Source organism: Pseudophaeobacter flagellatus (assembly GCF_021228235.1).
GTDB lineage: Bacteria > Pseudomonadota > Alphaproteobacteria > Rhodobacterales > Rhodobacteraceae > Pseudophaeobacter > Pseudophaeobacter flagellatus.
Genome location: NZ_JAJQRG010000005.1, coordinates 89,954 through 101,847, shown reverse-complemented (window position 1 = coordinate 101,847; position 11,894 = coordinate 89,954). Strand labels below are relative to the sequence as shown.

Sequence of the window (11,894 nt, the reverse complement as noted above, 5' to 3'; positions counted from 1 at the left end):
TTACATCAGGCCACAGGCCTGGGCGGCGGGTTTGTAGCTGCGACTGATCGGCACCGCCGTACCATCCGCCATATGCAAAAAATCACGGCCCTTTTGCCGCTGGTGTCGCAGCACCCGGCCCCGCGACACCCAGTGGGAGCGATGCACGCGCAGCCCGGTTTCTGCCAGTTCGGCCTCGGCATCCCCCAATCGCATCAGCAGCGTCTCCTGACCGCGATCTGTTACTACCAGCAGATAGTGATCCTGCGCTTCCAACCGCACCAGAGGCGCGCGTTTATCCAGGGGCAGCCGCCGCAAAAAGCCAAGCTCCGCTGCGGGTTCTGCCGCAGGTGTCGCGCTGTTACCGGTAGGCTGAAACAAGAAATGGCGGGCAAGAAACACAAAGATCTCAACCAGCAGGACAAGAGAGGCGGTGGCGGCGAAGAGAAACCCAAAATCCGCCCAGCCGCCCCAATTGGGAAAGATCAGCAGGTTCATCCCCTGAACCAGCACTGCCAGAACCAGCGCATAGGGCAGTTGCGCCATCAGTCGAAGGGGCTCGGATTTTCCTCGCAACAGCTGGTGCAGCCCCCTTGTAAGCCCAATTGAAGCCCCGACAATTACCGCCCAATAGACCAAACGCCCGGGCAGAGCCAAGACATCAAATGTGCCAAAGGGTCCAACAGCGGCGGCAAAAACAGTGATCAACAGCCAAAGAGCCACCAGCTGCACCGCCCTGCTCTGTTCACGCATCGTCAATGACATTTGGTTGCAAACCCCTGCAAGTCACGAAACCTCGCCGTATTTGGCGCAATGGGCTTTGCCAAGGCAAGGGGCAACCTGCCAGCTCTGGCAAGAACCTATCCCAGCCCTGGAGCCAACATGTCCCTCGCACCGCTACTTGCCGCCCCGCCAAGCATTCAAATCCACGCGGGTGCCGCCCTGGCGCTGCTGCCTATCACCAGCGCGCAATTTGCCCCGCCACGCGGCAACAGGTGGCATCGGTGGATGGGCTCGAGTTGGGTTAGCCTCATGTCCCTGGGTGCCGTCACCAGCTTCTGGCTCCAGGAGATCCGGCTGATTGGCGGCTTCAGCCCCATTCATCTGCTTTCGGTTCTGACCCTAGGGGCTCTCTGCTACGCGATCCATATGGTGCCCCCGAAGACACCTGGAGATCCACCGTCGCGTGATGATCTGGCTAAGCTTTGGTGCCCTATTGGGGGCGGGTGCCTTTACCCTACTGCCGACTCGACTGATGCACATGGTTATTTTTTGTCTTTGAAAGGAATTCTGTGATGGAAATATTTTTTGCCATTCTGGCCGGCGCACCGGTCTGGATCTGGCCATTGCTGCTGGTCTTGGTGCTTCTGGGGCTGCATTCTTCCCGCGATCACCCGGTGCTGATCCCTACCTATCTGGCGATGCCCCTGATTGCGATCAGCAATTTGCCCACCCTACAGGCGCAGCCCAACCTAGAGCTGGCGCTAGCGGTCTGGGGCGTGACCTATCTTTGTGGTGCGCTGCTGGGTCATCGCCTGCAGGCCCGGTGGATGATCACACGCCGAGGGCTGAAAGCCTGGGTCCGTGGCGAATGGTTCAGCATGGCTATGATGATGCTGTTGTTCTGGGTCAATTTTGCCAACGCGCTGGTGGACGCAGTTGCGCCTGAAATCAGCGCCTCGCTGGCCTTTGGGCTGATCCTTGCCACCCTGCTGGGTCTGGCCTCGGGCAGTTTTCTGGGACGGGCTTTGCGGATCCTGTTTTGGCAACCACAACCAGCGGACGCAATGTCCCAGAGACTGGGCGAAACCTGACGCGGCCCTCTTCCTTTCCTGCCCTCTGCCCCGCCCCCGCGCGACAGCGGCACAAAAAGGGCCCCCAAAATGGGGGCCCCTGTCCAATCTCAACCCACCGTGGCCAGGATCAGGCAGTCAGGCCTTCGGGCTCTGCCAGACCATGCGCGCGGCAGCAGGCCGTGACCGTATTTGCCAGCAAGCAGGCAATAGTCATCGGACCCACACCACCGGGAACTGGCGTAATTGCCCCTGCACGCTCTGAACAGCTGGCGAAATCAACATCACCTACCAGTTTCATCTTGCCGTCACCTTTTTCAGGTGCCGGGATACGGTTGATACCGACGTCAATCACCGTGGCACCTTCCTTGATCCAGTCGCCGGGCACCATTTCGGGGCGACCAACGGCGGCAACCACGATATCCGCGCGGCGCACCACATCGGCCAGATCTTTGGTGCGGCTATGTGCAATGGTCACGGTGCAGCTGTCGCCCAGCAGCAGTTGCGCCATCGGCTTGCCCACGATGTTGGAGCGGCCAATCACCACCGCATCCATACCCGACAGGCTGCCGTGATAGTCGCGCAGCATCATCAGACAGCCCAGCGGGGTGCAGGGAACCATGCTTTTCTGCCCGGTACCCAGCAGACCAACGTTAGAGATATGGAAGCCATCCACGTCCTTCTCGGGCGCGATGGAATTGATAATCAGATCCTCGTTCAGATGGGCCGGCAACGGCAGTTGCACCAGAATGCCATGCACCGCAGGATCATTGTTCAGCTTGTCAATGACTGCCAGCAGATCCTCTTGCGAGGTCTCTACATCCATTTTGTGTTCATATGAATTCATGCCCACCTCGACGGTCTGCTTGCCCTTGGAGCGCACATAGACCTGGGAAGCAGGGTCTTCCCCTACCAGCACCACGGCGAGGCCGGGGGTGATGTCGTGTTCTTCCTTCAGGCGCGCAACATGGCCTGCCACCTTGCCACGTACAGTTGCGGCAAAGGCCTTGCCGTCAATGAGATCTGCTGCCATTGCATTCTTCCTTCTACCGCGAGACCAAACCGGCCCGCATTATGTCTCGTGGATCACGCATGCTTCGCGCGCAATCGACCATTCCACCAGCTGGCGCCACAGGCTCTCGATCAGATCCGGATCCAGCCCGGCCTGACCCGCCTTGGCGCGGGCGTTTGCGACGACCTCTTCCACCCTGGCTGGGATCCGCGCGGGCCAGCCATTTTGGGTTTTCAGCTCAACCGCGCGGTCAATGTATCCCGCCCGCTTGGCCAGCAGCTCTACCAGTATTTTATCCAGATCATCAATCTGGCTACGCAGTTCGCTCATGTCAGCGCAGTGCTGCGCCGGAATCAATTCAGTCATCAGTTAAAACTCTTGCGGCCCGAGAATGTCTCGGGCCGCAGATTGCGCTTTTTTCAGCTTAGAACAAGCCTTCGATTTGGCCACCGTCATTCAGGCAGATACTTTCCGCCGCAGGAGTACGGGGCAGACCCGGCATTGTCATGATTTCACCACAGACTGCGACAATAAACCCTGCCCCCGCCGAAAGCCGTACCTCACGTACCGGCACCGAATGCCCTACTGGGGCGCCGCGCAGGCTTGGGTCCGTAGAGAAGGAATACTGCGTCTTGGCCATGCAGACCGGCAGATTACCGTAGCCGGCCGCTTCCCATTCCATCAGCTGATTGCGGATCTTGGTATCGGCCAGCACCTCATCGGCGCGGTAGATACGCTTGGCGATGGTGTCGATCTTGTCGAACAGGGACATCTCGTCCGGGTAGATCGGGGCAAAGTTGGCCTGACCGGCATCAACAATTTCCACAACCTTTTCCGCCAGTGGGGCAGAGCCTTCCGAGCCCAGTTCCCAGTGGCGCGACAGCACCGCCTCGACGCCATGGGTGGCGGCATAGGCCTTGACCGCATCGACTTCGGCCTCTGTGTCGGTGACGAAGTGGTTGATCGCGACAATAACCGGCACACCAAAGCTCTTGATGTTTTCAATATGACGACCAAGGTTGGCACAGCCGTTGTTCACCGCATCGACGTTTTCTTCCCCCAGGTCCGCCTTGGCAACGCCGCCGTTCATCTTCATTGCGCGCACAGTCGCAACCAGCACCACAGCCGAGGGCGCGATTCCGGCCTTGCGGCACTTGATATTCATGAACTTCTCAGCGCCCAGATCCGCACCAAAGCCCGCTTCGGTCACAACGTAATCGGTGATTTTCATCGCGGTCTTGGTGGCAATTACCGAGTTGCAGCCATGGGCGATATTGGCGAAGGGACCGCCGTGCACAAAGGCGGGGTTGTTTTCCAGCGTCTGCACCAGGTTTGGCTGCATCGCATCCTTCAACAGCACGGTCATCGCGCCCTCGGCCTTGATGTCGCGGCAGTAGACAGCTGTTTTATCGCGGCGGTAGGCCACGATGATATCGCCCAGGCGGGTCTCCAGGTCCTTCAGATCGGTGGCCAGGCACAGAATTGCCATAACCTCGGAGGCCACAGTGATGTCAAAGCCGGTTTCGCGTGGGAAACCGTTGGACACCCCCCCCAGCGAGGCGGTGATCTGGCGCAGGGCGCGGTCGTTCATATCGACCACACGACGCCAGGCCACGCGACGGATGTCGATGTCGCATTCGTTGCCCCAGTAGATGTGGTTGTCGATCATCGCCGACAGCAGCGAGTGCGCCGAGGTAATGGCGTGGAAATCGCCGGTGAAGTGGAGGTTCATATCCTCCATCGGCACAACCTGTGCATAGCCGCCACCTGCTGCGCCGCCCTTCATGCCAAAGTTTGGCCCAAGCGAGGCTTCGCGGATGCAGACCATGGCGTTCTTGCCAATGCGGTTCAGCCCGTCGCCCAGCCCCACAGTGGTGGTGGTCTTGCCTTCGCCCGCAGGCGTCGGGTTGATCGCAGTCACCAGGATCAGCTTGCCATCTTCGCGGTCTTGCACCGAATTGATGAACGCTTGGCTTACCTTGGCCTTATCGTGGCCATAGGGCAGCAAATCGTCGCTGGAAATGCCCATCTTGGCACCGATTTCTTGAATCGGGAGCTTCTGTGCCTCGCGGGCAATCTCGATATCACTCTTGTAGCTCATGGCCTGGTTCCTGACTGAGAGTATAGATCATTGGCATGTCAACGCCGGTTCTGTTTCAGATCTAGACAGAATGCGGCACAACGCGCGCGTGATTTCCGACATTATCCGGCCATGAAGCGGCGTTCCTCTACAGTTTGCCGGAAACGAATGACGTGCAAACGAAATCCCTGCCCCAATTTGCCCATTCTCAGGGGGCCCAGACGCGCTGATCGGGCACAAACAAGCGCAGGCTGTCCCCGATCTTCAACTGGCCGGGGCGTTCGACCCAGGCGGTGATTCCCCGTCGTTCGCCTGCAGCGGGTTTGAACTTGGGTCCAAAACCTTTGTGCGTTTTTTCGATTTCACGCCCCGGAAAGATGCAGGGGCGGTTTTCCATATCCACCGTCAAGGTCACACCATCTGGCCCCTGCAGCCGCGACGAGGGCGGCACATAGGTAAAATCCGGGATCCCGCGCAGCACCAGATTCGCCCCCAATGCACCCGGGTCAACCTGCTCCAGCCCCATATCCGCGGCAATCAGCGCCAGCTCTTCCTCTGAGAGGATACTCAGCTGTCGCACGTTGCGGATGGTGGTGCCCTGGGGATAGAGGTTGGAGACTCGCACACATGAGGCGCGATTTTCACCCTGGTGGCGTTCGCCCAGCAGCCCGTGAAATCCCAGGGTCAGCACCCCAGAAGACGTCGACGAAACGCCACCATCAGCCGGTGTTGCACCTGCCCAGACCACATCGCCTTTGTATTCGGTTTCCAGCAAGACCGGCATGTCCGTTCCTATCCTTGTTGCAGCAGTTTTTCTGCGCGCAACCATAAAGGCAATGAACCCAATAGAAAGCCCCAAAAACCAGCAGCGGTTTTTGGGGCTTTCTCTCGTTTTGACCGTGGCAAAGGACGCAGGCCCTTAGCCCCTATGAGGTGGGTTCAGGCTCCAGCCCGGAATCCTTGTCAGCCTCAGAAGATGGCTTTTTCGGCTTGGCCTTGGGGATGGCAGTCACCGAAGAATTGCCCTCGTCTTCGTCGGAATCATCACCGCTTTCATGAGGCGACTCGCCGCGCATGACACGTTTGATTTCTTCGCCCGTCAGGGTTTCATATTCCAACAGCCCCAGCGCCAGGCGTTCCCATTCTTCCTTATGATCGGTCAGGATCTGAAAGGCACGATCATAGCCATTCTGGATAAAGACGCGGACCTCTTCCTCGATCAACTCTTTGGTATGGGCTGAGATCGAAAAACCGGTGGTATTGCCACTATAGCCTTCATGGGCCTCGGCGTAGTCAATATTGCCCACCTTGTCTGACATGCCCCAGCGCATGATCATCGCGCGCGACAGCTGGCTGGCCTGCTGGATATCGCCGGCAGGTCCATTAGAGACATGGTCTTCACCATATTTGATGACCTCTGCCGCCTTGCCCGCCATGGTCATGGCCAGCTTTTGATTGCATTCATCCTTGTGCCAGTTCAACCGATCCATTTCCGGCAGAGACACAACCATGCCCAAGGCACCGCCGCGTGGAATGATTGTCGCCTTATAGACAGGATCACATTCCGGCAGCTTCAGGCCAACAACAGCATGGCCTGCCTCGTGGAAGGCGGTCTTTTCCTTCTGGTCCTGCGTCAGCACCATAGAGCGACGCTCAGCCCCCATCATCACCTTGTCCTTGGCGGCTTCAAAATCCTCCATGGTGACAAAGCGGCGGCCAACACGAGCAGCCATCAAGGCAGATTCATTCACCAGGTTGGCCAGGTCAGCACCCGAGAACCCAGGGGTGCCACGCGCAATGATGCGTAGATCGACGTCGGGACCCAGCGGGGTCTTGCGGGCATGTACGCCCAGGATCTTTTCGCGGCCCTTGATGTCGGGGTTGCCGACGGTGACGTTGCGGTCAAAACGACCGGGGCGCAGCAAGGCAGGGTCCAACACATCTTTCCGGTTGGTTGCGGCCAAGATGATGACGCCCTCATTGGCCTCAAACCCGTCCATTTCAACCAGCAGCTGGTTCAAGGTTTGTTCGCGTTCATCATTGCCGCCGCCATAGCCGGCGCCACGATGGCGACCCACAGCGTCGATTTCATCAATGAACACAATACAGGGCGCATTCTTTTTCGCCTGCTCAAACATGTCACGCACACGAGAGGCCCCGACGCCGACAAACATCTCAACAAAATCAGAGCCCGAAATGGTGAAGAACGGTACACCGGCCTCACCTGCGATGGCGCGGGCCAGCAGGGTTTTACCAGTACCGGGAGGGCCCACCAGCAGCGCGCCCTTGGGGATCTTGCCGCCCAGACGCGAGAATTTCTGCGGGTTGCGCAGGAATTCAACAATCTCTTCCAGCTCTTCCTTGGCCTCATCAATGCCGGCAACATCGTCAAAGGTGACGCGACCCTGTTTCTCGGTCAGCATCTTGGCCTTGGACTTGCCAAAGCCCATAGCCCCGCCTTTGCCGCCGCCCTGCATCCGATTCATGAAGTAGATCCAGACGCCGATCAGTAACACAAAGGGCAACAGGGTGATCAGGAAAGACTGGAACCCAGACTGCTGCTGCTTTTCGGCGCGAACCGGAATGTTGTTTTCGATCAGCAGCGAGGTGACTTCTGCATCGGCTGGCTTGATGGTGACAAAACTGCTGCCATCCGAAGTGGAATAGCGAACCTGCTCCCCATCCAGAACCACAGTGGCGACCTGCCCTGACTCAACCGAGGTGACAAAGTCAGAAAAGGTGCGTTCATTGCTCTGCATCGTTCCGCCTGAGCCACTGAACAAATTGAACAGCGCCAGGATCAAGACGAACAGAACAACCCAGAAAGCGATGTTACGTGCGTTACCCAAGGAATATCTCCCAATATCCGGGCCCCTTCACAGGGTGCCCTCGTTACGCATAAAATAAGGAACATTCAGGCAGGTTCAATGCGATAAAAGCGATGCATAGAACTCTTCTACACTATTTACTACTTCTGCCCGGCTTCCATTGCTCAATCCGGCCAACGGCGCGGCCATCAGATCCCCCCCGCGCCACAGCGCAGGTGTGGCCTCCAGAACCGGGGCAGGACAGCCGATCTGACGCCAGTCGGGGCAGGATTTCAACCCCTGTTCGCCAAGAGGCCTGACCTCACAAGCCTTTAATTTACCTGCATAAACGCGCCAGTTTTGATCCCAAATCTGCCCTGGCAAGGCGGTCGCTTGTTGCACAGCGGCACCTTCACGGCAGATCCAGATATTGCCTTTATGGCCAAGGATGCGGCAGCCCGACAACGTCAGAGAGCCCCCCCGTTGCGCAAGTGCGACAGCATCGATCATAGGTTGGCGTCTGGGCGGGTATTGGCTGCCAGAGATCCACAAAAGCGCCTGCGACATCAACCGATGAGAGATTTCATCCGGCAAAGCGCGAAACTTTCGCAACTCAATCACGATGGCGCCGACCTCATGCTGAATCATATCACGTGCAGCCAAAAAAGCATACCATCCCAATGCCCGCTGGGCTTTGCCCATATTCTGAGCAACCGTAGACAGCGCCTCTACTGTCAGCCCCAGATCCTCCAGCGCGCCGAGAGCTTTGCGGGTTTTGATGCGATCGAACCGTTCATCCTGGTTCGAGGGGTCCTCGATCCAGGTCTGCCCACGAGAACGTAAATAGGCCCGTAACTCTGCCCGGCGCAGACCCAGCAGCGGCCGTATCAGTGTGATGCCATCCTGGGTGCGCCGCCGCGGCATTGCCGCCAGACCATTAACCCCAGAGGCGCGCATCAGCCGCATCAGAACAGTTTCAGCCTGATCATCCGCCGTATGCCCAAGCGCCAGCTTCGCAATACCGTTCTGACGCGCCCAGCCCGTCAACAACCCGTAGCGGGCGCGGCGGGCCTGATCCTGCAGGTTACCAGTCTTTGTTGGCCCCTCTGTCCAACGCAACAGGGTATGCGACAGGCCTAGATCCCGCGCCATGTCGGCAACCTGCACGGCCTCTTGATGTGCTTCGGGGCGCAAACCGTGATCCACCGTTGCCACCATCAGCTCCACCGGGGCGTCGCAAAAACAGTCCTGCAGCAGATGCATCAAGGCGACAGAATCACCACCGCCTGACACTGCAATGCCAATGCGCGCTGGCAGATCCGACGAAAACTGGCCGCGCAGATGCTCTACCAGTGCCTGGCGCCGCTGTTCCGTATCTGTCTGATCCGGGTTCATTCCGGTCAAGAGCACCCCAGCGTGGCCATTTCAGAATTGGCCTGCGCGACGGTCTCATCCCCTGGAAAGCGCACACCAACCTCAGACAGGGTGATGCAGGCCTGATCAAGTTGCCCCAGCCGCCCCAGAGCCGCTCCCAACTCGAACAGCGCCTTGGGCGCGATGGAGCCGGTTGCATCGCCAGAAAACGATGCCAGATAGGCGCGCGCGGCTTCACGGGTATCGCCCAGCCCATCCAGCGCCTTGCCCCGGTTGAAATCTGCCTCTGGTGCCAATGGGCTGCCAGGATAGGATTGCGAGAAGATGGCAAATTTTTCTGCAGCCACCTGATGCGCCCCCTCGCTCAGGGCTTGCGCGGCGGCGTTGAAATCCGCCTGTTCGCCCACTGCAAGTTCGGTATCTTGCGCATCCATGGCGTCGCCACCTGCCGCAGAGCCAGCCCCAGCCTGATCCAGCGTTTCTACGCCGCCCAGGGTGGTGGTTTCGCCAAGAGCGGCAATATCGCCACCTTCCAGTTCAACCAAGCGAAATTCCAGATCGCCAATACGGTTGGTGCCGTCTGCGACGATGCGATTGATCCGGTATTCCAACTGTTCGGTTTGCGCGGTCAGCCGCTGCAGCCCGGCCTCAATCGCGCCGACGCGGTCCAGCACCGAACTGCCCGCCGCCGCGCCAGACCCAACACCGCCGGTGGTCGACAGTTCACGTTTCAGGCGTTGGATATCCACGTGCAGCACCGTCAACTCTTGGCGGATATCCGCCAGGGTTTGCTGGTCCTGCGCCAAAACAGGCCCCGCAACGGGGAGCACAGTCAAAAGGGTGGCCGAAAGAAAGGCGGCTTGCAACAGGCGCATCATCTTACCCCGTCAATCCGCCAGCCAACACGGTCACCGCGCGCCGGTTCTTGGCATAACAGCTTTCAGCCGAGCAAATTTCAAGCGGACGCTCCTTGCCATAGCTGACCACCTGAATGCGCGAGCCGGCAACGCCCTGCGAGATCAGATATTCACGGGCAGAGTTAGCGCGGCGTGCGCCCAGGGCGAGGTTGTATTCCCGTGTGCCCTGTTCATCCGCATGGCCCTGAATGGTGACCACATAATCAGAATTACTGGCCAGCCAACGCGCCTGTCCCTGCAGGATCGCTTCGGCTTCGGGGTTCAGAGTGGACTGATCGATCAGAAACAGCACCCGGTCGCCAATGGCTTCCTGGAAATAGGCCGGGCTGGCAGGATCAAGGTTGGACCCGGCAATTCCGCTGCCACCCGCGTTGCCCGCCCCGGCATCATTCCAGGAGGTGTTGCTACAGGCTGCCAGCCCCAGGGCCGCAACCAGTACGAATGCCTTTTTAAAACCGCTCATCACAATGCCTATTCCTTTGGTTTCTGACCACAACCTACCACAGAGGCGGGGTCGATTCTATGCAGGTCTTCCTGTCTTGCCTATCGGCACCGGATTGCGCCGAACTGTGCCTTATTGCTGCAGCGGCGACCAGGCCGGATCCGAGGCCCCGTCCGGCGTGCGCACCGGTTTGAGGTTCCGCCCAAGGATATCCACCGAATAGAGCAGCGCCCGACCATTGGCACCCTGGGTTTCGCGGGTGAACATGATCACCCGACCGTTTGGCGACCAGGTTGGCCCCTCATCCAGAAATGACGCCGTGAGCAGGCGCTCTTCGCTGCCATCCACCCGCATCACGCCAATATGGAAACGCCCCTTGTTCTGCTTGGTAAAGGCGATGAGATCACCACGCGGCGACCAGACCGGGGTACCGTAGCGCCCCTTGCCAAAACTGATCCGGCGCGCTTCGCCGCCCGAGGCGGCCATCACATAAAGCTGCGGCGAACCGGAGCGGTCGCTTTCAAACACGATCTGGCTGCCATCGGGCGAATAGGAGGGTGCCGTCTCGATCGAGGGGGCATTGGTCAGCCGGGTACGGCTGCCGGTGGCGATATCCATGGTATAAAGATCGGTATTGCCGCCTTCGGCCTGCGAATAGACCACCATCTTGCCATCCGGCGCAAAGCGGGGGGCAAAGCTCATGATACCTTTGTCTGCCGACAGGACCCGCCGCTGCACCTTGCCCACGTCCAGCACATGGATCTGCGGAAAGCCGCTTTCATAGCTGGTATACAGCACCCTGTCGCCAGTGGGCGAAAACCGCGGCGCCAGCACCAGGGCGGCGCTATTGGTCAGGTACTGCACTTCCGCGCCGTCGTAATCCATGATTGCCAACCGCTTGCGGCGGTCGTTCTTGGGGCCGGTTTCGGAAACGAACACAACCCGGCTGTCGAAATAGCCGCTTTCGCCGGTGATCCGGCTATAGATGGCATCGGCCACCTTATGCGCCATACGCCGCCAGCCATCGGTGGTACCACTGAATTGCAGCCCCGCCCCCAGCTCTTTGTCGGCAAAAACGTCATAGCCACGAAACCGCACCGTCAATTGCTTGCCATTGACCGACACCGCCCCGGTGATCAGCGCCTGGGCATTCACCGCTTTCCAATCGGCAAATTTCACCGGTGCGTTGAAGTCGCTCACCGTTGAGATATGCGCCGTTGCCGGTACTTCGCGGAACAATCCGGTGCCGTTCAGATCAGCCGCAACGACCCGGGTGATTTGATTGGCCAGATCGGCCGCAGCCGGGGTTTCAGCCAGGAAACCCGGCACCGCATAGGGCAAGGGCTCGATCACGCCGTCGGTGATTTCGATCCGCAGCGGGCCATTCTGGGCCAGGGCTGCGCCGCCGGATGTCAGCAGCGGTGCCGCCAGCAGAAGGCTTGCCACCAGGGCTGTCAGTTTGCGCCTCATTTGCCTCGCGTCCTTTCAGA

At 59.2% G+C, this 11,894-nt stretch carries 12 protein-coding genes; 2 read left to right on the top strand and 10 right to left on the bottom strand.

Annotated elements, in window-relative coordinates; all coding sequences use genetic code 11:
* Entirely contained in the window at positions 1-744 is a 744-nt protein-coding gene (locus LRK71_RS11300; protein ID WP_232403671.1) for a LytTR family DNA-binding domain-containing protein, read from the bottom strand.
* A gap of 48 nt (positions 745-792) precedes the next feature.
* On the opposite strand from LRK71_RS11300, the gene LRK71_RS11295 reads away from it, so the two are divergent.
* Together LRK71_RS11295 and LRK71_RS11290 are read left to right on the top strand one after the other, a co-directional pair.
* Positions 793-1,275: a DUF2306 domain-containing protein gene (locus LRK71_RS11295; RefSeq protein WP_332460259.1), complete on the top strand. Its 483-nt coding sequence runs from the start codon at positions 793-795 to the stop codon at positions 1,273-1,275.
* Positions 1,275-1,793 (top strand): hypothetical protein, encoded by a 519-nt coding sequence (locus tag LRK71_RS11290; protein ID WP_232403659.1) that lies wholly within the window; start codon positions 1,275-1,277, stop codon positions 1,791-1,793. Before LRK71_RS11295 ends, LRK71_RS11290 begins: the two co-directional genes overlap by 1 nt.
* 109 nt (positions 1,794-1,902) lie before the next feature.
* On the opposite strand, the gene folD is transcribed toward LRK71_RS11290, so the two are convergent.
* From folD to tolB, 9 genes are all read right to left on the bottom strand, one after another.
* The gene (folD, locus tag LRK71_RS11285; protein ID WP_232403657.1) at positions 1,903-2,805 is read right to left on the bottom strand and encodes a bifunctional methylenetetrahydrofolate dehydrogenase/methenyltetrahydrofolate cyclohydrolase FolD; all 903 of its coding nucleotides are present in this window, start codon (positions 2,803-2,805) and stop codon (positions 1,903-1,905) included.
* A 39-nt stretch (positions 2,806-2,844) separates the two neighbouring features.
* Positions 2,845-3,150 (bottom strand): chorismate mutase, encoded by a 306-nt coding sequence (locus LRK71_RS11280; RefSeq protein ID WP_232403655.1) that lies wholly within the window; start codon positions 3,148-3,150, stop codon positions 2,845-2,847.
* A 58-nt stretch (positions 3,151-3,208) separates the two neighbouring features.
* Positions 3,209-4,885: a formate--tetrahydrofolate ligase gene (locus LRK71_RS11275; RefSeq protein ID WP_232403654.1), complete on the bottom strand. Its 1,677-nt coding sequence runs from the start codon at positions 4,883-4,885 to the stop codon at positions 3,209-3,211.
* A 187-nt stretch (positions 4,886-5,072) separates the two neighbouring features.
* Positions 5,073-5,648 carry an MOSC domain-containing protein gene (locus LRK71_RS11270; RefSeq protein ID WP_232403644.1) on the bottom strand — a complete coding sequence of 192 codons (576 nt, stop codon included), beginning with the start codon at positions 5,646-5,648 and terminating at the stop codon, positions 5,073-5,075.
* 142 nt (positions 5,649-5,790) lie between these two features.
* Positions 5,791-7,713 (bottom strand): ATP-dependent zinc metalloprotease FtsH, encoded by a 1,923-nt coding sequence (ftsH, locus tag LRK71_RS11265; RefSeq protein ID WP_232403636.1) that lies wholly within the window; start codon positions 7,711-7,713, stop codon positions 5,791-5,793.
* A 75-nt stretch (positions 7,714-7,788) separates the two neighbouring features.
* Complete coding sequence (gene tilS / locus LRK71_RS11260; RefSeq protein ID WP_232404162.1) at positions 7,789-9,066, bottom strand: tRNA lysidine(34) synthetase TilS; 1,278 nt, start codon at positions 9,064-9,066, stop codon at positions 7,789-7,791.
* 5 nt (positions 9,067-9,071) lie between these two features.
* Positions 9,072-9,920 (bottom strand): tol-pal system protein YbgF, encoded by an 849-nt coding sequence (ybgF, locus tag LRK71_RS11255; protein WP_232403635.1) that lies wholly within the window; start codon positions 9,918-9,920, stop codon positions 9,072-9,074.
* Positions 9,921-9,924: 4 nt separating this feature from the next.
* Positions 9,925-10,425, bottom strand: coding sequence for a peptidoglycan-associated lipoprotein Pal (pal, locus tag LRK71_RS11250; RefSeq protein WP_232403633.1), 501 nt, complete (start codon positions 10,423-10,425; stop codon positions 9,925-9,927).
* Between the two features lie 111 nt (positions 10,426-10,536).
* The gene (gene tolB / locus LRK71_RS11245) at positions 10,537-11,874 is read right to left on the bottom strand and encodes a Tol-Pal system beta propeller repeat protein TolB (RefSeq protein ID WP_408636000.1); all 1,338 of its coding nucleotides are present in this window, start codon (positions 11,872-11,874) and stop codon (positions 10,537-10,539) included.
* Positions 11,875-11,894 lie beyond the last annotated feature (20 nt).

Excerpts from the sequence above, each read along its gene's own strand:
- LRK71_RS11270 (WP_232403644.1), bottom strand. The coding sequence starts at position 5,648 with ATGCCGGTCTTGCTGGAAACCGAATACAAAGGCGATGTGGTCTGGGCA.
- tolB (WP_408636000.1), bottom strand. The coding sequence starts at position 11,874 with ATGAGGCGCAAACTGACAGCCCTGGTGGCAAGCCTTCTGCTGGCGGCA.
- ybgF (WP_232403635.1), bottom strand. The coding sequence starts at position 9,920 with ATGCGCCTGTTGCAAGCCGCCTTTCTTTCGGCCACCCTTTTGACTGTG.
- LRK71_RS11280 (WP_232403655.1), bottom strand. The coding sequence starts at position 3,150 with ATGACTGAATTGATTCCGGCGCAGCACTGCGCTGACATGAGCGAACTG.
- LRK71_RS11300 (WP_232403671.1), bottom strand. The coding sequence starts at position 744 with ATGTCATTGACGATGCGTGAACAGAGCAGGGCGGTGCAGCTGGTGGCT.
- LRK71_RS11295 (WP_332460259.1), top strand. The coding sequence starts at position 793 with ATGGGCTTTGCCAAGGCAAGGGGCAACCTGCCAGCTCTGGCAAGAACC.
- LRK71_RS11275 (WP_232403654.1), bottom strand. The coding sequence starts at position 4,885 with ATGAGCTACAAGAGTGATATCGAGATTGCCCGCGAGGCACAGAAGCTC.
- folD (WP_232403657.1), bottom strand. The coding sequence starts at position 2,805 with ATGGCAGCAGATCTCATTGACGGCAAGGCCTTTGCCGCAACTGTACGT.
- tilS (WP_232404162.1), bottom strand. The coding sequence starts at position 9,066 with ATGAACCCGGATCAGACAGATACGGAACAGCGGCGCCAGGCACTGGTA.
- LRK71_RS11290 (WP_232403659.1), top strand. The coding sequence starts at position 1,275 with ATGGAAATATTTTTTGCCATTCTGGCCGGCGCACCGGTCTGGATCTGG.
- pal (WP_232403633.1), bottom strand. The coding sequence starts at position 10,425 with ATGAGCGGTTTTAAAAAGGCATTCGTACTGGTTGCGGCCCTGGGGCTG.